The 23,546-nt window shown below is 54.7% G+C and carries 15 protein-coding genes; 2 read left to right on the forward strand and 13 right to left on the reverse strand.

Annotation, left to right across the window (positions count from 1 at the left end):
• Positions 1-287 precede the first annotated feature (287 nt).
• Both VFA09_08140 and VFA09_08145 read left to right on the forward strand, forming a co-directional pair.
• Positions 288-1,388, forward strand: coding sequence for a zf-HC2 domain-containing protein (locus VFA09_08140; GenBank protein ID HZU67233.1), 1,101 nt, complete (start codon positions 288-290; stop codon positions 1,386-1,388).
• Between the two features lie 588 nt (positions 1,389-1,976).
• The gene (locus VFA09_08145) at positions 1,977-2,996 is read left to right on the forward strand and encodes an NAD-dependent epimerase/dehydratase family protein (GenBank protein ID HZU67234.1); all 1,020 of its coding nucleotides are present in this window, start codon (positions 1,977-1,979) and stop codon (positions 2,994-2,996) included.
• Positions 2,997-3,229: 233 nt separating this feature from the next.
• Here the strand turns inward: VFA09_08145 and VFA09_08150 are convergent, their stop codons facing one another.
• The 13 genes from VFA09_08150 to VFA09_08210 all read right to left on the reverse strand — a co-directional run bounded on the left by VFA09_08150 (position 3,230) and on the right by VFA09_08210 (position 23,516).
• On the reverse strand, positions 3,230-3,757 hold the full coding sequence (locus tag VFA09_08150) for a vitamin K epoxide reductase family protein (GenBank protein HZU67235.1): 528 nt from the start codon (positions 3,755-3,757) through the stop codon (positions 3,230-3,232).
• Positions 3,758-4,771, reverse strand: a complete 1,014-nt coding sequence (locus VFA09_08155) for an SDR family oxidoreductase (GenBank protein HZU67236.1) — start codon at positions 4,769-4,771, stop codon at positions 3,758-3,760.
• Positions 4,772-4,843: 72 nt separating this feature from the next.
• A complete protein-coding gene (locus tag VFA09_08160) occupies positions 4,844-7,063 on the reverse strand; it encodes a glycogen debranching N-terminal domain-containing protein (GenBank protein HZU67237.1) in 2,220 nt (739 codons plus the stop codon).
• A complete protein-coding gene (locus tag VFA09_08165) occupies positions 7,060-8,436 on the reverse strand; it encodes an NAD(P)/FAD-dependent oxidoreductase (GenBank protein ID HZU67238.1) in 1,377 nt (458 codons plus the stop codon). The genes VFA09_08160 and VFA09_08165 overlap by 4 nt, the downstream gene beginning before the upstream one ends.
• 227 nt (positions 8,437-8,663) lie before the next feature.
• A complete protein-coding gene (locus tag VFA09_08170; protein HZU67239.1) occupies positions 8,664-9,434 on the reverse strand; it encodes an SDR family oxidoreductase in 771 nt (256 codons plus the stop codon).
• 72 nt (positions 9,435-9,506) lie between these two features.
• On the reverse strand, positions 9,507-10,727 hold the full coding sequence (locus VFA09_08175; GenBank protein HZU67240.1) for a M24 family metallopeptidase: 1,221 nt from the start codon (positions 10,725-10,727) through the stop codon (positions 9,507-9,509).
• Between the two features lie 227 nt (positions 10,728-10,954).
• On the reverse strand, positions 10,955-12,724 hold the full coding sequence (locus tag VFA09_08180) for a GMC family oxidoreductase (GenBank protein ID HZU67241.1): 1,770 nt from the start codon (positions 12,722-12,724) through the stop codon (positions 10,955-10,957).
• On the reverse strand, positions 12,724-13,554 hold the full coding sequence (locus tag VFA09_08185; GenBank protein HZU67242.1) for a gluconate 2-dehydrogenase subunit 3 family protein: 831 nt from the start codon (positions 13,552-13,554) through the stop codon (positions 12,724-12,726). The genes VFA09_08180 and VFA09_08185 overlap by 1 nt, the downstream gene beginning before the upstream one ends.
• 1 nt (position 13,555) lies before the next feature.
• Entirely contained in the window at positions 13,556-14,710 is a 1,155-nt protein-coding gene (locus tag VFA09_08190) for a hypothetical protein (protein ID HZU67243.1), read from the reverse strand.
• A 98-nt stretch (positions 14,711-14,808) separates the two neighbouring features.
• On the reverse strand, positions 14,809-17,934 hold the full coding sequence (locus tag VFA09_08195; GenBank protein HZU67244.1) for an FAD-binding and (Fe-S)-binding domain-containing protein: 3,126 nt from the start codon (positions 17,932-17,934) through the stop codon (positions 14,809-14,811).
• A 221-nt stretch (positions 17,935-18,155) separates the two neighbouring features.
• The gene (locus tag VFA09_08200; GenBank protein ID HZU67245.1) at positions 18,156-19,277 is read right to left on the reverse strand and encodes an enolase C-terminal domain-like protein; all 1,122 of its coding nucleotides are present in this window, start codon (positions 19,275-19,277) and stop codon (positions 18,156-18,158) included.
• A gap of 6 nt (positions 19,278-19,283) precedes the next feature.
• The gene (locus VFA09_08205; GenBank protein HZU67246.1) at positions 19,284-21,074 is read right to left on the reverse strand and encodes a thiamine pyrophosphate-requiring protein; all 1,791 of its coding nucleotides are present in this window, start codon (positions 21,072-21,074) and stop codon (positions 19,284-19,286) included.
• A gap of 825 nt (positions 21,075-21,899) precedes the next feature.
• Complete coding sequence (locus tag VFA09_08210) at positions 21,900-23,516, reverse strand: HAMP domain-containing sensor histidine kinase (GenBank protein HZU67247.1); 1,617 nt, start codon at positions 23,514-23,516, stop codon at positions 21,900-21,902.
• Positions 23,517-23,546 lie beyond the last annotated feature (30 nt).

Genomic DNA, 23,546 nt, shown 5'->3' on the forward strand with positions numbered 1-23,546 from the left:
TATAACATCTGCTGAGTGGAGGTTATAGAGAGTCTTTTGTCTGCTTTTGGTTGTTCATATTGTTATACCTGTTAGGATGGCTATGTAGATAGAGACAGATATATGAACAAGGGAGTTATGTAATATAAGGCAAGCAGAGTACCAAAACGAGCCAGGTGAGGCTTCGGTATGGATATATCAGCGGGTATACAAGAACTTGAGTGGATACAACAAGCTAGTAGGAGTGATCAAGAGGCGTTTCGTTGTCTTGTACACTCCTATAAAGCCCTGGATATGGAGGAACTAGTATGAGCAATCAACGCCATGTTACCGGGAACTCTGCTTATCCAGATACCCCTCATGAAAAAATGGTTCTTTTGCTGGACGCCTATTCCACCGGTGAGCTTGAGAGGAATGAGCAGGAAGCAGTAGAAAAACATCTGGCTACTTGTCGTGAGTGTCAGCACCTGTTAGCAACAGTTCAACATTTTCGGGGGCTTTTCACCAGGCTCCCTGCTTATGATCACGAGCATAATCAGGATGGAGAGACTGTACAGATGCCGTATGATGAGGAGCCCTTTCCGCTTACTAGCCGGGTTCTCGATGAAATTACGATAAAAAGAGAAAAAAAGATGAGGCGGGAGCCAATTGCCGGGATATTACAAGAGAATCACACGAAAAATAGAGGACCTGGCCAGAGGACCTGGCGAACTTCTCTGCCTCTCATTGCATCTATACTTTGTCTCTTGCTGCTCGGCAGTTCCCTGCTTCTGGTACTTCCCTATTTCCGCCAACCGTCGTCTGGCCCAGGAACCGGTGAATCTCGACCGCCAACACTTGTTTGGCAGAGGCAACAGGAGCAGTTCCTGGCTCAAAATACCGAGGCTACATTCAGCATTAAGTATATGGACATTACTAATCAGGAGTTTCGTTTCTTCTATGCATTTCGTTCTGCCGGTGAAAAGATTCCACATGTTGAGGTTGTATCATACCTGTCATCTGATCCTAATACTTCTACCACATTGCCGACCACCATCCAATCGTTCGGATCCGTTGGCTCATTTAATGTTGGTGTTGTCCGCGCTCGTGGATTGAACAGGGTTGGTCAAATTATTACGCTCCAAATAACTCTTCCAGGGAAAAGTACACCTGCCTGGCATTTGGCCCCACTCAAGCAACTATTCAATTATCCCTTCGATAGCTCTCGTACATACTGGGGGTTCCCTATTGAACAGGCAGAGCTTCCAGCTGTTCTTTGGTACGGGCCGGTCACGAAGGCGTATGTTGCTTTCTTCAAGAACACGGTCACAGGTGTACACCTTTTTGTACGAATCGATGATCCTGTTGCGGTGAAGATCATTACTCAGAAAGAGTATCTTGCGATTGCCGGACAACAAAACTTTTTCTGACAATTTGCGCCTGACTATTCTTTCATCCTTCAATGCCCCTAACATTTCTACCTTTAGTAGCATCGTGAACTTGCAGGTAATCACTCGTAAACATGCCGGAGTTCGCGAATACGTTTCTTTGTCCCTGCCATGTATCATGAACACCTCGTTCCCTTTCACCAGAATCGTTTACCTTTAAGCCATCGTCGCTCAATCTATCAACATCCACAACCGCATGACCCACACGATTCATCAGAAGACAAGGGTAAAAGAAAGCTTGCAAAACATTTATGAGCATTGTTAGGTAGCCAGGATACACTAAATAGAGAGAGCAATCATGACCATATCACCTGGTGAACATGAAGGATCAAACCTGATCCTGTCATTCTGAGCGAAAGCGAAGAATCTCTGGCTCGCTGGACATGGATTCTTCGTTTCACTCAGAATGACATGCTATGAGCGATGCGATCCTGGTTGTCACAGTTCATTAGGGGCCATAGTTCTATGCCCCTTTTGAAATACTGAATCGTTCTTCTTTCTTTTTATGGTCATGGCAGCCGGAAAACTATTTGCGCCACATACTCAACAATAAAGTCGAAGGATGATGCTATGAAAATCGCAATAACTGGCGGAGCCGGCTTTGTTGGTTCCCATATCGCAAGCGCCTACCTGGATGCCGGCCACGATGTCTTTATCATTGATAGCCTGGTAGCCGGCTCCGCACAGGCCATAGACTCGCGCGCCCGCTTCTATCAGCTTGATATTCGTGATAGCAAACTCGAAATGATTTTACGCAATGAGCGGCCCGATATCCTCAGCCATCACGCGGCACAACGACAATACGGGCCATTTCCCCTTGGACAATCGCCGCTGACCGATGCCGATATACATATTCGCGGCCTCTTGAATGTCCTGGATAGCTGCGTCAATGCCCATGTCACTAAAATTATCTTCGCCTCAGCGGGAAATAGCCTCTATGGGCAAATTGATATGGCAGAGTGTCTGGCGGACGTAACTCTCATCAAGGAAGATGCGCCGCTCTGCCCGCGCCGTCCTTTCGATATCAGCAAGGTCGCCGGTGAATCCTATGTCCGCTACTACACGCTTAATTATGGTCTAAAACATACCATCTTACGTTATGCCGATATCTATGGTGAAACACACTCCGAACTGGCCCAGCATCCCCTGACCTACTTTATTGCTATGCTGGCGGAAAATCGTCGCCCGGTCATTCGCGGTAGTGGCAATGAAATCCGTGATCACATCTTCATTGATGATGTCGTGCGCGCCAATCTCAGCGTATTGGAACGCGGCAAGAATGCCACACTCCACATCAGTTCTGGACATGGCTATACACTCAACCAGTTCTATGTTGCCGCCGCTCGCCTCTTAGAGAGCGACCTCTTGCCCGTCTACGTTTCCGGTCCATTGACAGAACCGCCGGCAATTGCGCTCGATAATACCCTGGCGCAGAAGCTTCTGGGATGGCAGCCCCGCATTTCCTTCAGCGAAGGCGTGCGGCTGGCCGTTGAACGATTGGGGGGTGCGGGTGCTGACGTGCAGCCGGATGTTGTTGCTATCCCCATTGAGTCTACGGCTGAGCGACGAGCTGCGCTCGCGCTTGCGTGATCGAACAAAAAACTTGAGGTGTCAGAGGATGCGAAGCCGATCAATCGGCGGTGCCCGCAATAAATTGGGGCCTACGGCTGTGCCGTGGGGGTCGGGCAGTCCTGTCTGGGGGACAGGCATACCGCGCCCATCGCCGATTGATCGGCCCTCTGTGGGGTCATATAATTTTCAAAATCCCTTATCGTAACCCATAGAGCCATTCAAAGCCAATCAATCTCGCCCTTAGCTGTTCCCTACTTTCTCCCGATCAAATGCTTAATCGCCGCTATCGTCTCAGGAACCGCCAATGGTATCGAGGCGAGCGTCATCACATCTGCCAGAATGCAGTAGCTGCACAGGACTTTCTGTTGAGTGACCTGGTTGATGAAAAGCCTGGCGGACTGGTAGGCATCAAAGCCGATTTTGGCCGCCATCGCCAGGGGTATCCACGGTTGCCGTTCGGCGCGGTACATGCCACCCATCGCGGCCAGGGCAGCGGTCGCCGTATAGTTGCCGATGGCCAGAATGCCATCCGGTATTTCCAGCAGCTTATACGCTTCCGCCGAGGCATCCACCTTGTCGGCATTCAATCCAGGGATGGGCGGCTCCGGCAGGTGCGGGATGATACCGGTCTGGTAGAGCGCGATCATGCCCATGGAACCGGCGGCCAGCAGCGAGAGACCGATGATGCCGCGCCTTTGGGATAAGTAATGGCCGAAGCCGTGGCGCAGTTGCTCGCTCAGTACCTCGGCCTGTTCCGAGCTTTCCATGATCTTCAGCATTTATTTGCTCCTCCAGAAGAGTGTAGCTCCGATGACGCCGAATAGGCCCACTCCGGCCAGAGCGAGCGGGGCCATGTGCATATCGGCCCAGAGCTGCCAGCTGCGGTTCATGGCTCGCGAATCGAATGCGCCGTGCGCGCCATGGTCGCCGCCACCCTTGCCATCGACCGGCTCCCACAGGTTGTTGGGACGATTGGGGTTCTCCGGCTCGTTCGTCTGCTGCGACTTGTAGCCGGTTTTGCCCAGGTACCAGTCGCCGAATCCCGGCAGGATTTTGTTCCCCTGGATCACGATCACCGTCGAGAGGCCAATGAACATCTGCCGGCGGTAGTGGTCGGCGAGATAGGTGATCGCATCGGCGATGATCTCCGGCTGGTAGATCGGCGGCACGGGCTGCGCCTTGTGAGGCAGCCGGCTCTTGACCCAGCCAAACTGGGGTGTGTTCACCGCCGGCAACTGCACCATGCTGATCTTCACATTGCTCTTATCGTGAATCAGCTCGCAGCGTACTGACTCCGTAAAGCCCTGAATGGCGTGCTTCGAACCGCAGTAGGCCGATTGCAGTGGTATGCCGCGATAGGCCAGCGCCGAGCCGACATTGATAATTCTGCCCGAATCACGGGGCAGCATGCGTTTCAGAGCCGCCAGCGTGCCATAGACCTGTCCCAGGTAGGTCACTTCGGTAACGCGCTTGTACTCTTCCGGCTTCATCTCCTTAGCCGGTGAGAAGACCGAGGCCATCGCCACATTGACCCAGATGTCAATGGGGCCAAACGCCTGCTCAACCTTTGCCGCGGCATTTTCGACCTGCTCGGCATCGGCCACATCGGTCTCTACGATCAGCGCCTTGCCGCCCAGGCGCTCGACATCTTTTTTCGCGCCCTCTAATCCATCGATGCCGCGGGCCAGCAGTCCAATATGCGCGCCCCGTTTCGCGAAAGCTCGTACCGTGGCACGCCCTACACCGGCGGATGCGCCGGTGATAACTACAACTTGTGGTTTATTTGATTGCATGGTAAAAAATCCTGTTTCTAGCACCCTGTCAGGTGATACTACTTCATTTCTCCATTTTTCGGGATGAAAAGTTCATCTTTCCGGCTCATCCTCAACCGCAATCATATCCTTTTTATCTGTCCCTTTCCTGGCTTCCATATCCACTACCTCCCAGCGCGAGTTTCCATCTTCGCGCCAGAAGCGAATGGTGACGGAACAGGGGCCGACCTGCATATGCTGTAACTCGATGGAAGGTATCCAGTCGGGCAGCGTTGGTTTCACGTACAGGCGTTTATTGGGCGCGTCGGCGCGCAGGCCCAGCATCGTGCGAATCATGTGGAAAATGCTGCCCGTCGCCCAGGCCTGCGGTATATTGGCACCGCCCGGATAGAGCACCGGAAAATCTTCGGCGCCCTCGCGGTGCGTTCCGGCGAATACCTCCGGCGGTCGAAACGACTCGAAGCGATCGATGGCGTCGAAAATGCCGCGAATCACTTTATTCGCCTCGTCAACCAATCCATAGCGCTTGAAACCCGCGGCAATGATGCCATTATCCTGCGGCCACACCGATCCCAGCTGGTACAGGTACGGATTATAGGCCGGATTTTTAGCCGACAGCGTGCGGATGCCCCAGCCCGACCACATATCTTCTTCTAACAGTCTGTGCGCCGTCCGTTCCGCCTTCTCAGGGTCAGCAATGCCGCTCCACAACAACTGGCCGGCATTCGAGGCAATAGAAGTGACCAGCTTCTTATGCGGGTCAAGCGCGTAAGCAAAACAGCCCTCATCCTCCATCCAATACACCTGGTTGAACTTGTGTTTGAGCTCATCGGCCTGCTGTTGTAAAGCTTTGGCCCGCTCATCATCGCCCAGCACCGCGAAAATTTCGGACATACGCGTTTTGGCATCATACACATACCCCTGCAATTCGCAGGTGCCCTTGGGCTGTTTCACCTGGCTACCGTCGGCATAGACCACCGCGTTTCCGGCATCCTTCCAGGAAAGGTTCTCGTAACCAAGCGAGGAGAAGGTTTTGTATTCCTGGAATCCATCCCCATCCAGGTCGCCATAGTGATCGATCCAGTTCAGGCAGCCCTCGACAGTCTTGCGCAATTTTTTCACCAGGTCCAGGTCGCCTGTCCAGCGATAATATTCGGAAAGCACGATCAGGTACAGGATCGTGGCATCCGCCGTGCCATAATAGGGATAAAAAGGAATTTTATGAAAGTGCGATAATTCGCCGGAGCGTAGTTCATGCATGATCTTACCTGGCTGCGCGTCGCGCCAGTCATCGCGTTCCTGTGCCTGGTGCTGTGCCAGGCGTTCCAGCGCCCCGCGCGCGAAATCGGCAGAGACGGCCATGTTCTGATAAGAAACCGTCAGGCTGTCGCGCCCAAAGAGCGTCACGAACCAGGGCACACCCGCGGCAGGCACCCAGGCATCCGGTGAAACATCCATGTCATAGATGCGCAGCGCCCCCATATCGTCTACCGCCTGGCGATACGTCTTGTAGAGGTCATCGTTGGGAGTCGCGATATCGGTAACCGAATCTTGCCAGTGCTTTTGCCGTTCGTCGTAGTCGCTGCGCTCCTGGCTCTTGGTTGGTGGCGTCGCGCCTGCCGAGGATGAGCCTTTTTGCCCAAAACTGCAACTTTTCGGATTCGGCTTGCTGACATGCTGCCCATGCTCAAGGATAAAATCACCGCACACCTGCCACTTCTCATATTGCTTCAACTCAATCTCGAAGTAGATACGCCCGTTCGCGTATCCAACCGCTGAGTTCGTGTTCATTATCTGGTAAATCAGCCCGCGGTGGAAATCCTCGTGATCGTAGTTGGTCCTGAGCTGCAGTTTTTTCTCATCCCATACCGTGCGTTGTTTGCCGCGCTGCACGATATCCTTATTCTTCACCTCAAAGATGTCCGCGAAATCGGAGCGGATGCCCAGTTCTAGCAGAAATTTCACCTGCTTCCCGCTATAATTCACAAGCTCCAGTTCCTCGTGGATGCCCTCGCTAACAGTGCGATTGATCGTCAAGCCCAGGGTATGCGCGCCAATTGTGCCTCCCTCAGTATCAATAATGGGATTAGTCAGGTGAAAACGCGAGGCATAGAAAACGATCTGACTTGAATTGATCACTTCCCACGGCACGCGGTTGATATAGATTTTGTAAAAGCTAATAAAACGTGTATCAAGGGCATACACCCCCTGATCGCTGTCGGTATTGATATAGCCATGTTTATCGGTGACCATAAAGGTCCGCCCCTGGCTGATCGTAATAACCGGAGGCCCTACTTTTATCTCGATGGTCATTGTTGAGCAACCTTTCTCTTGCCCGCGGTCTGCGGAAGCGAATTTTGAATCTGTCCCGAGTCCAGGAGCCGCTGGCAGGCGGGACTTCCGATGATGATGCGAGAATTTTTCTGGAATGTGAGATAAATCCAGGCATACTGGAGCAACACTAAAAGACGATTTCTAAAACCTATCAAAAAGTAGATGTGGACGAGCAGCCAGAAAAACCAGGCCAGCACCCCCGTAAAACGAATCATCCCGATATTGACCACTCCGAATGCTCGCCCTACGACCGCCAGGGTGCCCTTATCCACATAATGAAAGGGCCTGCCATACAGTTTTCCGCTCATCCTGTTCACTATTTGCGACGCTACATATGTTGCTTCCTGAATGGCGACGGGAGCAACCCCAGGCAGGCGTTTGCCATTCTGTGTCACTGTTGCCGTATCACCTATCACGAAGATGTTGGCATGGCCCGGCACGCTCAGGTCACGCTCGACTTTGACACGCCCATCGTGATCGGTGGGAGCATTGAGCCACTGACCGGCAGGTGAGGCCTTCACACCGGCGGTCCAGATCACATTTTCCACCGCGACACGTTCGTCGCCGATTTTCACACCATGCTCGTCAATTTCAGTGACATGGACGCCGGTGCGGATTTCTACCCCCATCTCGCGCAATTTCGCGCTGACTTTGCGCGTGAGTGAGGTCGGGAATGAAGGCATGATCCTGCCTTCACCCTCAACGAGGATGATGCGCGCCGATGACGGACGAATATGGCGGAAATTGCCTGACATCGTCATGTGCATCAAATCCGCCATGGCTCCCGCCAGCTCAACTCCCGTAGGCCCGCCCCCGACCAGCACAAATGTCAGGTGCTGCCTTCGTTTCTCCAGGTCGGCTTCGCGCTCGGCGGCCTCGAACGCTGCCAGGATCGTATCGCGAATCCCCACTGCCTGCTCTAACGTTTTCAGGCCAGGGGCAAGCCGTCTCCATTCTTCGTGCCCGAAGTAATTGTTCGTAGCGCCCGTGGCCACGATCAGGTAATCATAGGGAACAGACTCGTCACCCATCAGGACGTGCTGTCCCTCTATATCGATGCCCGTCACTTCTGCCATCAGTACCTCTGTATTCGCCTGGTACTTGAGAATATCGCGAATGGGCGAGGAAATGTCATCAGGAGCCAGGCCGGCCGTGGCGGCCTGGTAGAGCATCGGCTGAAAGAGGTGATAATTATTGCGGTCAATGACCGTTACATGAACGGGCGCATTTGCAAGTGCCTTTGCCGCCTGTAACCCTCCAAATCCGGCGCCCACAATCACGACTCGCGGTCGTGATCGGGCTGGCTCTTGTGGCTCACCGGCATTGGTATTTGCCTGCGTTGATCCTATCATATTCACTCCCATATATTCTTCCCACTGTATAGAAAAGGTTAATACGTGTATAAACTGTCCATAAGGCCGATCATGTGTTTTCGCAAATACATCCGGCAATAGTTGGTTTCCCGCGGGGGCCGATAAATCGGCCCCCGCGCGGTTCCCTAACCAATTAATCGAGCCCGATAATGTTTAACAACCCTTTACCGGTTAGAAAAATTCATCAGGCTATTGCTTCGCTCGTCCTACAACGCCCCCGTATTGACCGATAGTCCGCCATCGATAATATAGGTCGAACCTGTCACATACGATGCCGCGTCTGACGCCAGGTAGACCGCCAGCCTGCCGACTTCCCAGGGCTGTCCCATGCGATGCAGCGGAATTTCGTCGAGCAACGCCTGCATCTTCTTGGGGTCGGCCTTGACATCGGCATCAATCGGCGTATCGATCGCGCCCGGCCCGATATTATTGACCGTAATGCCGTAGGGCGCCAGTTCCAGGCAAATCGTGCGCATCAGCATGCGCAGCCCGCCCTTCGCGCAGCAATACGGCACGTTTTGTGGCATCGCCAGGTCTTCATGAACCGAAGAGATGTTGATGATGCGCCCGGGTATCTTGTTCTTGATCATCTCGCGCGCCGCGGCCTGGGCGCAGAAAAACGCGCCTTTCAGATCAATACTCACCACCTTGTCGAACATCTCCTCCGTCACATCCACGAAAGGACTATGTATCTCCATGCCGGCATTATTGACCATAATGTCGAGCCGCCCAAAATGCTCGACCGTCTGCTGTACCAGGCTCATGCACTGCTGGTACTGCGAAACATCGGCCTGGATCACGAACGCCTTGCCCCCGCTCTGTTCGATGGTGTTGAGGACTTCCTGGGCCGCCTTCTGGTTGTGCGCGTAGTTAACGACCACGCTTGCCCCCTCTTTCGCGAACTCAATCGCAATGCCGCGACCAATACCGCTATCCGAGCCGGTAACAAGGGCCACTTTTCCGTCTAACATTCCCATTTGAAACGAATCCTTCCTTTCCTTTTTTTAAGGATAGTATTAAAGAATGCATGCCTTGCATCCTCAGCACTATCATGACACAACCAGCCAGTCTAAATCACGCGGAATCATCTTCGACAGCACTTCATTCCCATCGCTCCTCACCAGCACATTATCATTGAGACGGATACCGCCTTTCCCTTCCAGGTAGACCGCGGGTTCCATGTTATGGACCATGCCGCCCCGCAACACCGCGTTCGAGGCGGGATGCAGCACGGGCGCGGCAGCATGATTGATAGCCTGGAAGCCGAAACCATGTCCCAGGCCATGTTTAAAGGCTGCCCCAAAGCCAGCCTTTTCCATCACATTTCGCGCGGCTCCATCTACGGCACGGGCGGCAGCGCCGTCGCGGATACTCTGCAAAGCGGCATCCTGCGCTGCGATACACGCCTCGTGCGCTCGACGCCATTCATCGCTGATGCTTCCGGCGAAAAATGAGCGCGTGAGCTCTGCCCAGTAGCCATTGATGCAGACCTCCATCTGCACGGTAACAGTATCGCCCCCCGCTATCGTATAATTTGATGTCAGGTTGAACGCCCGGTAAGCGAGCGCCGCGCGCGGGCCTGCCATCACATGCACGTGGGGCAACACGTGATTCGCCCCCGGCGCAGCGTACCCCGCGCGTAGGAGCGCGGCATAGGTTGCAGCCGCCACATCCGCTTCCGTCGCGCCTATGCGGATGGCATCGCGCGCCGCCTTGAACCCCTCGTATGCCACCTGCTCGCAGCGCCGGATAGCCTCTATTTCATCCTCCGTTTTAATTGCCGCCAGCTCATCGAGCATGTCTGAAACATCGCGCAGGTAGCCGCCCAGGAAAAGCTGGTGCAGCAGTTCGAGCGTGGCCGGGCCTGGAACTCCCACCTGCGTATAGGCGGGGGCTATGGGTGAATAGATGCCCTCGTGTCCGATTACCGCATTTTCGTTGATCCCCGCCGAGCGGATCAGTTCCGCCAGTGGTTCGCGAACCGCCTCAATCGTATTATCGATGTAGCGCATCGTCTCTTCAGCATAGGTCTTCACCTCGACTGCCGTGCCGGGCGGCACAAAATCTTTTTCATCGGCAGGCAGTGCCAGGCGAATTTGCACCTCTTTCGTCGCCGCGTCTACTGTTACAAGACAAAAGGTATTACCGAGAATCGGCTGGTAGCCGGTCAGCATCACCACGTTTTGTGGCAGGCGACAGATCAGCGCGTGAAAGTCTTCGCCTCTGTTAAGAAACATCTCTACAATGCGTTGTTTGCGAGCAGTATCCATTATTTCCCTCCGTTTCTAACGCTACAGGGCTAAACAAAACAGCCCGTGCGGGTTGCCGATTCGGTTGTTCAAGTGCAGTAGGGACAGCGGCCTGTCCCTGTCCCCGCATTTCCTCTTTCGGTTAGCCCCATTCACCAGGCAGAGCAAATTATGTTATCTTGCTCTAGTGCAAGAATCTGGGAACCTGGATATGCATGTTATCTTTGTGTTCTCCAGGTCGCGCCCTTTTATGCGTGGGTGTGCTCCTTACGCCGGGACTTGATACGCGGCATGCCGCGTCCCGACGTTCCACGCGGCGAAAGGTTATGCCGCACGGGTGGCTCCTCAACATTCACAACACGTGGCTGGCGCATCAAAACATCTGGCCCATTCGAGATCAGGAAGTCGGCGGTGCGCGCCGCCAGGGCCTGGATGGTCAATCCGGGATTGGCCGACCCCTGCGTCGGTAACAGGCTGCCGTCGCAAACAAACAGGTTCGGAATATCATGCGTGCGCCCCCACTTATCCGTCACCGATGTACGCGGATCATTGCCCATGCGCGCGCCTCCCACCAGGTGAGCGTAACGCGCCTCCTCCACTACCTCCTCGGCCCCTGCCGCGTACAGGATTTCGGTCGTCTTCTCGACGCCTGCCTTCGCAATCTTCTTATCGTTCTCATGCAGGCTGAACGTGATCTTTGCCACCGGAATACCGAAGCGGTCGGTTTCTTGAGCAACCTCTACGCGATTATCCTCCCAGGGCAGGATCTCGCCCAGCACGCCCAGCGCCGCCCAGTGGTTGTAGTCCATCATCACCCGCCGCAGGCCCCAGCCCCAGGCTCCCTTGGCAACCATCATCTGTTTCGCGAAAGCGATTGGCAGCGGCCCTACCGTCTGAATCGCGAAGCCGCGCACGTAATCGTTTTTCGGATTCGTCTCGTAGAATTCCTCGGTCAGCGCGTGGGCCGGTGGTGCTTTGTACATACGCACCAGGCCAGGGAAGCGCCCCGCTACGACGTTGCCGATCTGCACCATCAGGTACTTGCCTACCGTGCCGCTGGAATTGGCCAGCCCGTTTTCGAAGCCCGGACAGGCCGAGTTCAAGAGCAGGCGCGGCGTCTCAATCGCGTAACCGGAGACGATCACTACCTTTGCCTTCTGCTCTCGCTCAACACCGTGCGCATCAAAATAGGTCACTCCGGTCACAATACCGTTCTTGTTCATATTGATGCGCGAGACCATACTATTAGCACGAATCTCCGCTCCATGACGAATAGCGTCGGGCACATGGCTCACCAGCGTACTCTGCTTGGCGCCGACTTTACAGCCCTGAATGCAGAATCCGCGATAAATGCAGTGCGGGCGGTCGGCGTGCGAACCCGAAGTGATAGCAACCGGCCCTCCGGCAACGGAGCGAATGCCCAGTTTCGAGCACCCCTTCACCAGCACATCACCAACACCTCCCAGCGGGTGCGCGCCATACGTATAGCCATGCGGATCGCCCCAGGGATAATAAGCCGGGCCTGCGACGGGAATCTCCTTCTCCAGCAACTCGTAATATGGTTTGAGTTCATCGTAGGTCATAGGCCAGTCCGCGCCCACGCCATCTTCGGAATAGACGCGGAAGTCCGATGGATGAAAGCGCGGCGTAAAACCGGCCCAGTGTACGGAGCCTCCTCCGACACCCTGCCCGCTATTGTTGGCTCCTAGCGTAATCGGGTCCGAGCCGCCGGTGATGCGCAGCTCGTTCCAGTAGAGCTTGTGCGAACCCGCCTCATCGCTTACCCAATCCCGCTCTGTATCCCAGAAAGGCCCCGATTCTATGCCGAGAACCTTAAAACCGGCGCGCGCCAGGCGCTGCACCAGCACTCCTCCCGCCGATCCGACGCCGATGATGCAAAAATCAACCTCCTCGTTGTGATCGTATGTACGCATCGGCACATCAATCTTCTGAATCGGCCCAAGCATATGCTCCCCAGCTTTGGGGCCTTCAAATTCACCAAAAATTGGACTTTGCATTAGTGCGTTCCCTCCTGCCCTGGCGTCTGGTTTTCATGATGGTGCTTTGGCCCACCTATCGGCTCGTAGCGGTCAGAAAGCGAGCCGGCAGGCGCCTCCCATTCATAGCGTTTCTCGTCCACTTCCCATGGCTCTGGCCTTCCACCCTCCAGGCGCATGTAGCCACGCGGATAGGCCGGGCCGCCAAAGCCAATCTCATCCCAGGCATAAGGATGAGCGTAGTACACCTCCACCGCGTCCTGTAGCAGCAACATCCAGAAGTGCTGGATCGACATCTTTTGCCAGATTTCGTGCGCCCCTACTGGAGTCGCATCGTGAATAGATTTGAGGATCGTATCTTGCTCCGTCTGGTTCAACTCGGTGAAAGACCTTCCGTACATCTCCTTCGACATCTGCTCAATCGCCTGCAGGCCCAATCGATGCGCTTCATGATCGGGCGGCATGTCCTCGAAGCGATAGCCATCGATGCGCCGCTCGTACAGGCGCTCGTCAATGTAGTTGACCATCGGTATTTTATGCGCCTCATCGCGGTCATCCTGGGGCAGCAAACGGTCACAGACCGCCTGCATCAGATACGCCTCTTCGGTCGTAAAAAAGCGGATTGGCGGCACGTTATTCATGCGATCAAGCACCACTTTTCTTGTGGCTTCGTCCCAGAATTCCTGCTGGCTCAGCGTTGAGAAACCAGGATAGTAGCCCGGTTGTGCCACCGGTTGAATAGGTTTGCCCGTTTTAGGATTCACCGGTAAATGGTCTTCGCGTACCGACATGGTTTTATCGACTTCAAAGACTTGTGAGTGAGGAGCTTTAGGGTTGCGTTGCACTTTCATATTATTTCTCTCTCCTTAACAGGCTTGCCAGCACTCCCAGGAATCCAGAGGCGGCAAACAGTAGTGGTGCGAATATAGGCGGACCATAAATGATGTTGTACAGGAGTTTGCTGCTACCGGCAGGTCGCCGCAATATACCGCGCAGGTGATAGAAGAAGCCAATGCCACCATTGAGCAGCGCCAGGATCGAGGCCACCGGCAGCAGTGTGCGCGCTATCGCCCGGCTCCACAGGGTGCCAAAACCGGCAATCATCAAGACCGGCGTCAAAAGGATGGGCGTCCATTGTATGCGATAGGTGAAATTATTCTTGTAATGGGAATAGAGCGACTCGAAGCCACTGAAGAACGCGGAGACCGCCGTCGCCACTCCCAACATGCGTTGAAAGCGTCCCTCACGGATATCCTGCTCAAACACCAGTCCCTCGTGCGTGATGCTATGTGGCAGCAGGTGCATCCATGTAGAGCGAGGCTTCACCAGCCCACCGAATGTAGGAAACTCAGGCGCGTCCTCTCGGCGTAAAAAGGCCGTAATCAAACCCAGGAAGCCGCTGAGGCCAAACAGCAAGGGCGCAAACAGCGGCGGCCCCATAATCAGGTTGAACACCGGAATGCGCCATCCTCCCGGTTTGCGATGGATGCCGCGAATGTGATAGAAGAAGCCGACCAGCCCATCGAGCATCATCACCAGCGAAACAATCGGTAACACGACACGCGCCGCGAACCGGCTGAAGACTGCCCAGATCGCCGCGATACATATCACAGGAGACAACAGCACCGGACTATACATGATGCGCTGGCTATAGCTGCCCCGGTAGTGTTCATAGGTCACTTCCAATCCTGCCAGCAAGCCCGAGAAAGCGGTAATCAACGCCAGGCTGCGCTGGAAGCGTCCCTCGCGAATGTGCTGCTCCAGAACCACTCCCTCGTGCGTGATCTGGCGCGGCAGCATATCCAACAGCGTTGACTGTCGTGGTTGACCCTTGCGGCTCAACGAGCGCCAGAGCCGGACGACTGCAATCGCACCACTCAAAATAGTACCGATGGGCAAGCGGCCTCGCGATGACGTACGTGACGGTGTTCCAACATGCATTGCTTGCTGAAGCGCCTTGCGCGTACTTCCATTTTGTGCAAGATCAATCGGTATTTTAACGGCCATAATAGTTTTCCTTCTCTTCTATGTAGCGATAATCTCCACCTGGGGCCGATAATGAACTTTTATAACCAGAACAGAGCCGATTTGGTCATGAAACTTCATTATTGGCCTTTCGTCTCATCCTGATCTCCCTGTAACAATTTCCAAATCCATATACCCGTGCCGCCTACCAGCATTACGCCTGCTCCAATGAAAGTGGCAGCGCGTATTTTTGATAGCGACGACGAGGGACTCTTCGTAAACTCCTCTTCGGGATAGGTGCGGCCCACAAACTCACCCTTCTCCTTCTCCATCGCCATCTTCAAGACCTGGGCCATGTGCAGCGCCTTGCGGTCCGTACATTGCTCGATCTGTTCGCGACAGCTGAATCCGTCGGCGATAATCAGCGTTTCTTTGTCGGCATCCCGCACGGCAGGCAGCAACACGCGCTCGCCAGCCTTGATGGAGACCTCATAGTGACTATTCTCAAAGCCAAAAGCGCCCGCCATGCCGCAGCAGCCGGAATCCAGCATCTGGAAGTCGAGACCCATCTGCTTGAGCAGCGCCTCCTCGTCTTTCATCTTCATAATGGCCTTATGGTGGCAATGCCCATGCACGACCGCTTTGCGATTCAGCTTGGGTGGCCGGTAATGCTCCGCCTTCTTGTTCAGAAATTCGCTCAGCAGGAACGATTGTTTGGCGAGCCGTTTCGCGTCCTCGTCGTCGGGGAAGAGGTTGACCAGTTCGTCGCGAAAGACGGAGACGCAGCTCGGTTCGAGGCCAACAATGGGCATACCGGCGCGAATCTGCGGGCGCAACGTATCGAGTATTTGCCGCAGCAGCTTTTCCGCCAGGTCGAGGAAGCCGAAATCGTAGAGCGGGCGACCGCAGCACAACGACTCTTCAGGCACCATCACCTGGTAGCCGGCCGCTTCAAGCACCTCGACGGCGGCGATGGCGGTCTCCGGGTGGAAATGATTATTGAACGTGTCGGGCCACAGCAAGACCTGCTGCTGGCCCACGTTTTTCGGTTCGCGCTGCCTGAACCACTGCTTGAACGTCATAGGCGCGAATTTCGGCATGGCCCGCTTCTGAGAGATACCGCCCATAGCTTTGACAATATTGCTCAGAACAGGCGCCTGCATGAAGAAATTGACCACCTCCGGCGCGTAAGCCGCGAGCCGCGCCCACCAGTAGATCAGGCCCATGGCATAGCCCGAAGGCGATCTTAACTTGCCTTCGTAATAATGCGAGAGGAATTCCGCTTTGTACGTCGCCATATCGACATTCACCGGGCAATCGCCCTTGCAGCCCTTGCAGGCCAGGCAGAGATCGAGCGCATCCTTCACCGCCTCGCTGTGCCAGCCTTCTTCAACCGGATTGCCTTGTAGCATCTCAAAGAGCAATCGCGCCCGCCCGCGTGTTGTATCGGCCTCCTCGCGCGTCACCATGAAGCTCGGACACATGGTACCTCCGCCCATCCGCCGGCATTTGCCCACGCCGATGCAGCGTGTCGTTGCTCGTGCGAAGCTGCCATCCTCGGGAAACTTGAAATGCGTCTGTACTACCGGAAGCTGGTGGAAGTCACGCAGGCGCAGGTTGTCGTCCATGCGATATGCGTTAACCATCTTCCCCGGATTCATTTTCCACTCCGGGTCCCAGATGGTCTTGAATTCGCGGAATGCCTGGATCAGTTCATCTCCATACATCTTCGGCAGTAATTCTGCTCGCGCCTGCCCATCGCCATGTTCGCCCGAAAGCGAGCCACCATATTTGACAACCAGGTCCGCCGCGTCGTTCATAAATGCGCGAAATTGAGCGATGCCCTCGCTGGTTTCCAGGTCGAAACTGATGCGCGTGTGGATGCAGCCCTGCCCAAAGTGCCCATAGAAAGCCCAGCGATAATCATAGCGTTTCAGCAGGTCACGCAGGTCGCGCAAATAAGCGCCCACTTTATCGGGTGGAACGGCCGAATCTTCCCAACCGGGCCAGCTATCTTTCTCGCCTGGTACGCGCCCGGTTGCTCCCAGCGCCGACTCGCGCACCAGCCAGATTTTCTCTTCATCCTCGCGTTTGTCGAAGAGCTTCATATCGGGCGGATTATTTTTCTTCTTCAGTTCCTCCATCAACCCATTGGCCTGGTCGCGCGCCTCCTGAATCGTATCGCGGCCAAACTCGACCAGCAGCCAGCCACCTCCAGATGGCAGGAGTGAAACATCGCCGGGGAGCAGATTCTTCTTTTTGGCGTCCTCGATCATCAAGCCATCCATGCCCTCCAGGGCGATGGGCTTATGCGCCAGGATTTCCATGATATGATCGGTGGCGCTATAGATATCTGGATAGCCGAGTACAAGCAACACGCGTGCCGGGGGACTGTTTACCAGGCGCGCCTTTGCCTCCAGCACAGTAACGCAGGTGCTTTCCGTACCAACCAGCGCCCCTGCCACATTGAAGCCGTTTTCGGGCAGCAATTGATCGAGGTTGTAGCCTGAGACACGGCGCGGGATTTTGGGAAAGCGCTCGCGGATCAGGTCGGCGTATTTGTCGCGCAATGCCTTCAGGCGAGCATAAATCTCGCCCCTCCTCCCGCCCTCCGCGATGATGCGTTCGAGTTCCTCGTCGCTTGTCTTACCCACACGCATCCGCAGGCCATCATAGGTGAGGATATCAAGCTCGTCGATATTATCGACGGTCTTCCCAGCCATCACGGAGTGCGTTCCACAGGAGTCGTTGCCGATCATGCCGCCAAGGGTGCAGTGATTATGTGTGGCCGGGTCTGGTCCGAAGGTCAGTTTGTAATGCTCTGCCTGATGCCGCAAATCGTCAAGGATCGTGCCTGGCTGCACGCGGGCCTGCTTTTTGTCCGGGTCTATCTCGATCACCCTGTTCATATACTTCGACATGTCGATGACCACGGCGACGTTGCAGCACTGCCCGGCCAGGCTGGTGCCACCGCCACGCGAAAAAAGAGGGGCGCCATAGCGACGGCAGATTCCTACCGTTTTGATGACATCATCCACGTTCCTGGGAATCACAACACCTATCGGTATCTGGCGATAGTTCGAGGCGTCGGTTGAATACAACGCGCGACTGCCAGCATCGAAACGAACCTCCCCGCTGACGGCGGCCCGCAAATCGCGTTCCAGACTCCCAACGTCTATGACCGAGGTGGTCATCTGTCCACCACGTACATTGCTATTTTTGAGATGCGTGTTGATATTCTCGTTTGCGACGACTTCTTGTTTCATCAACAAAATCCTTCGTAGGGTAAAATATTCGGGATGAGCATATGCATTAGTGCGGGGGTCGGGGATGATTTTTCACAAATGTATTGCGGCTACCACGCGGGGCCGATTTATCGGCCCCGCGCCCATTGACAGAATATTTTGTCGAGAATCATAATCAGCCTCCGTACCCCTTGCCATATGCATTTGTTAAACCCCATTACCGGCCCTGCGGCTATACCCTCTTAAAAAGACACCCTGTACTTCTCCGCGTCCGCGTGCTTGAACTCCAGGCCCATGCCTGGTCGCGACAAATCCGGCCACAGGGCGCCCTTAACCGGCGTCAGCGCCCCATCGAAAAGCATATGTTCGATGCGCGCGTGATCGTGGAAGTATTCCAGGTGCCGGTACGAGTTGATGGCGCAGCATGGATGCGCGTGAATGGATGGCCCGCAATGCGCCGAAAGCTGCATCGAGCGTGCCTCCACCAGCGCGTCGGTTCGCATGAAACCGGTGATGCCCGCGCAGCGCGTGGCATCCGCCTGCAACACGTCCACAGCCCCGGCTTCCAGCATGCGCCGGAAGTACCATAGATCATAGCCATATTCCCCGGCGGCAATATCCATACCCGCCGGCGCGCGGTCGCGAATCAGGCGCAATCCCTCCAGATCATCCGACGAGACCGGTTCCTCGAACCACGTGACCCCGTATTCAGCGGCAAACAGTTCCGCGAAAGCCAGCGCCTGTTTGCGGCTGTACGCCCCGTTCGCGTCGACGAACAGTTCGGTATCGGGTCCAATGGCCTCGCGCGCCTCGGCTACCCGCCTGGGATCAGCATCCGGGTCTGTGCCAATCTTCATTTTCACGCGCGGAATGCCCATCTCTACCCAGCCGCTCAGCTGGCCCTGTAGCTGCTGCTTAGAGTAAGATGTAAAACCGCCACTGCCATACACAGCCGCGCACTCGCGTTTTTGCCCCAGCAGCGTCACCAGCGGCAGATCGAGCAGGCGCGCCTTCAGGTCCCATAGCGAGTTATCGACGGCGGAAATCGCCATTGAGCTGATACCCGGACGCCCAAGATTGCGAATGGCATGCACCATGTCAAACCAGGTGCCGGGAATAGACATGGCGTCGCGTTGTAGCACGATAGGCGCCAGTAAATCCTTAATCAGTCTTGCCGTCGCGGTATCGGCGTATGAATACCCGACGCTCTTTTTCCCTCCGGCGGTTATTTCAACCAGTACGAGCGTCGTGCTATCCCACTTGATCGTGCCGTCCGATTCAGGAGAATCGGTCGGCACTTTATAAGCGGAAACATCAAGTCGCTCGATGGGAACCCCGCTGTTGCCAAATCGTGTGCCAGTCATTTTCGCCTATCCTTTGTGTGGGATAATGCCCTCAACGACGCTCTTGACAGACTCCACGATGATCGGCCCCTCTTCGGGATCGCCCTTCAACAGCGCTGTGCTGTAGTTCTTCGCCTGCTGGAATGTAATATGCGGCGGCAGTGTGGGCACATTGGGATCGGTGTACACGTCCAGCACCACAGGGCGGCTGGAAGAAAGCGCCTCGTCAAGCGCCGGCCCCACGTCTTCCGGCTTGTCCACACGAATGCCTTTCAACCCAATAGAATCTGCGAAATTGGCGTAGGGGAAGTCGGGAATGGCCTGCGTCAGCGGAAGTCGAGGATCGCCGCCCTCGATGCGCAGTTCCCACGTCACCTGGTTAAGATCTCTGTTGTTCAGCACAATGAAGATGATGCGTGGGTCGCTCCAATTCTTCCAGTACTTCTCAACCGTAATCAATTCGTTCAGGCCATTCATCTGCATCGCACCATCACCGGTGAAAGCGATGGAAACGCGGTCGGGATAGGCGAATTTTGCCGCGATAGCATACGGGACGGCCGCGCCCATCGAGGCCAGGCTGCCCGACACCGAGCCTTTCATGCCCCTGCGGAACTTCATCGTGCGCCCATACCAGTTGGCCGTCGTGCCAGAATCCGCGCTGACGATACAGTTATCGGGCAGGCGAGGCGAAAGTTCCCAGGCCACGTATTCCGGGTTGATCGGGTTCGCGCTCTCTTTAGCGCGTGCCTCGACCACTTTCCACCAGTCACGAATGTCTGACTCGATCTTTTCGCGCCACGAGCGGTCGGTTTTGCGCTTCAGCAGGGGAATGAGCGCCCGCAGCGACTGCTTGCTATCGCCGATCAAATTCAGTTCCATCGGATAGCGAATGCCAACCAGCCGCCCATCAATATCGATCTGGATACCACGCGCCTGCCCCTCCTTCGGCAAGAACTCGGCATAAGGGAAGTTGGAGCCGACCATCAGCAGCGTGTCGCAGTCCATCATCATGTTCCAGCTGGGCGTGGTTCCGAGCAGGCCGAGTCCGCCGGTCACAAATGGCAGTGTATCGGGTACCGACTCCTTACCGAGCAGTGCCTTAGCAACTCCGCAGCCCAACAAATCGCACACCTCAATGATCTCGTCGGTGGCGTGTTTGGCCCCAGCGCCCACCAGGAAAGCAACTTTCTTGCCCTCGTTGAGGATATCGGCGGCTTTCTGCAAGTCTTCCTTAGATGGGATGATATAGGGGGCGGAATAACCAATCCCTGTGTGTACCGAATTATGTACATGTGGCGGCTTCTTCACAGCGTCCAGGTCCTGCACATCCTTGGGCATAATGATGCAGGTCACCGTGCGCTCCGCTATCGCAATGCGCATCGCGCGGTCAACCAGTTGCCGCATCTGCACAGCATCGGTACAGGTATGCACATACTCACCTGCCACATCTTTGAACAGGCTCATCAGATCGACTTCCTGCTGGTAGCTACCGCCAAGAGCAGGACGGGCCGATTGACCGACAATCGCCAGCACCGGCTGGTGATCCATCTTGGCATCATAGAGACCATTCAAGAGGTGAATCGCTCCTGGTCCCGAAGTTGCCATGCACACACCTACTTCACCCGTATACTTCGCGTGCGCGCTGGCCATAAACGCGGCCATCTCTTCATGACGCACCTGCACAAACTCGAACAGATCTTTGTTCCGTTCTAAAGCCCCCAGGATGCCTAGAATACCATCACCGGGAAAGCCGAAAATACGCTTCACACCCCATTCCGAGAGGCGCTGTAATAAAAAATCACTGACTTTTTCTGCCATGAACACAATTTCCTTTCTTTATAGAAGCAACAAACTGTAGGGACAGTACCTTGTGCCTGTCCTGCAATCTTTCCTTTCTTTCGAAGCAACAAACTGTAGGGACAGTGCCTTGTGCCTGTCCTGCGACACACAAAATTCCCGTTTCCAAAAACTTGCTGGATAGTAGAGAAATGTCTGAACCTGGCAACTGATCCTGTCTCCCACGGTATTCGTACCTATCTCGGTTACGTTTGAAAAACCAAAAAGGTCGCAGCAATGGCTAGATAGCCAGGTAACATAGATTGCCGGTATTCCTACCTACTTCAGTCACGTTTAAACAGAGAGAATTGATACTCTACAGTTAGAAATAAATAGTAGAAGAGCTTTTCATTATAGTTATAGGCACTTCTACAGGTAACTCCGCAAAAAAAGCCCCGCTACATTTGATACTGCCTGCAATGAGAAACTCTGCTAACCGTCACCAGACCGCGATATCTACCTGATTCTAAACTACCCTATCGAGGTTAAAGCATGGTAAGCGTAGGCTTAGAGCCTTCTTAAGCAACACTTAGAAAATGATAAGATAGGTATTTCCGTAGCACGCCTGTACTTTCTCTTGAAGAGAGTACCGGCGCCAGATTGCATAGTGTGATAGAGCGACGAGTACTCTATCACACTACACAACGACTAGAGAGGAGGAGAAATGGTTTGGCTTGTCTGTTTGCTCTGTTTCTAATCCCTTACTTGTCTCTGTTCTTAGTGTACCAGCGATAAGTAAACGCTTTGTAAAAGCAGGATTAGAAAATGATAAGGGAATTGAAAGCCAGTAGGGACAGGCCGCTGTCCCTACTGACGAGGGACGTTGGGGCCATCGAAAGCAGTAGGGACATAGTTGGTTGGTAGCCAGACATAGAAGCAGGTTTCTTTCCCCGGTTCGCTCTCTACAGTGATGTAGCCCCCGTGAGCCTCAGCAATCATTTTCACAATGGAGAGACCAAGGCCAGCACCCGTTTTGCCGCTTCTTTCTGTCTTCCTGGACCGGTAGTAACGTTCGAAGATATGTGGCAGGTCCTCCGCAGCGATACCAGGCCCTGTATCACAGATGCTGAGCACAGCCCATTCGATCTGGCTGAGGGCTATTGCCTGCCCCGCGGGTAGGTTTTCCTTGTGCCTGCGAGTCAGTGAAACTGAAACCTGTCCCTCTGGCGCTGAATAGGCGATAGCGTTATCTACCAGGTTAAGCAATAACTGCTTGAGCAAATCGGCGTCGCCAGGAATCTGTATTTGTTCAAGTTCCCCAATCCGCACAAGGTCCTTGCCCGGCTGTTCGCGTCTATGGTAGAGAAAACCGGCCTCGCGTACAACATCTATCACCAGCGAATCCAGTTCAACCATCTGAACGCCATGCACAAAAGGCTGCGGTGGCATACCTGCCTCCTCACGCGCTGAGGTCAGTAAATTGGTTACCAGGTGAGAGAGCCGCCTCACTTCGGTGCGGATATCCTGCAAATACTGGCGCATGCCGTCTTTTAGTTCAGGATCGATCAGCAGCACATCCACCTGCCCCATGATCGCGGTTAAGGGTGTCCTCATCTCGTGTGAGATGGTCGCGATGAAGTTCCTTTGCAGAGCAAAACTTGTTTGCAGGCGATCAAGCATCGCATTGAAAGCCTCGGTTAGCTGTATCACCTCGATAGTCAAAATGTGAGGATGGTAACGGACCTCATTCAGGCGCCCCGCGTCCAGGCGCTGCATCGTGCTGATAAGCAGGCGTAGGGGCCGCAATTCTCTTCTCGTTAACATCAGGCCAACCACATAGGCGATGGCGGTTGCTATAATACCTCCCGCCCCGAGTATGATCCCAAGTACCACCTGTAGTTGTTGAACAATTTGTAACGATTGAACCAGCATGGCCACGGCAACCAGCTTCGATGTTTTATCATGTATCGGCACTACCAGAACATGCGCCTGGTTTCCGCTCCCATCGCTCATGCTACCGGTAATTTGATGTCCTTGTAGTGCCGATACAAAATCAGCGTGGCTCAACGGTAGCAAAACCTGGCTCAGAAATGGTGAAAGCGCCAGCAGGCGGCCTGTGTGCGCGTCGTATATCTTAACGGAGAGGGAGACCGTAGAAAACTCATTGATCGGTTTATCCTGCACGAACTGGTTCAAAAACGCACTATCGGATGGCCCACCGGTTGCCGTCCATTGCTGCGCTTTCGCCTCAATCCTTCTTCCTTGAGCATTGAGTTGTGCATCCAGGTTGGCTATCACCGTGTAGATTACGAGCTGGTACACCACCAGTTCTATTAAGGCCAGCGCGATGAACAGCACCAGCGCATTCCACTGTGCAAGTTTGCTGCCAAGTGATCGAGGCCCCTTAAACCATGCCTTAAACCCGCGCAAGCCGCTTTCGGGTTCATGTGTGCGTCGCTGCGGACTCTGAATAATTTCTAACATAATCAGCCTCCATGCGTTAGGAGATAGGCA

The organism is Ktedonobacteraceae bacterium, from assembly GCA_035653615.1.
Lineage (GTDB): Bacteria > Chloroflexota > Ktedonobacteria > Ktedonobacterales > Ktedonobacteraceae > DASRBN01.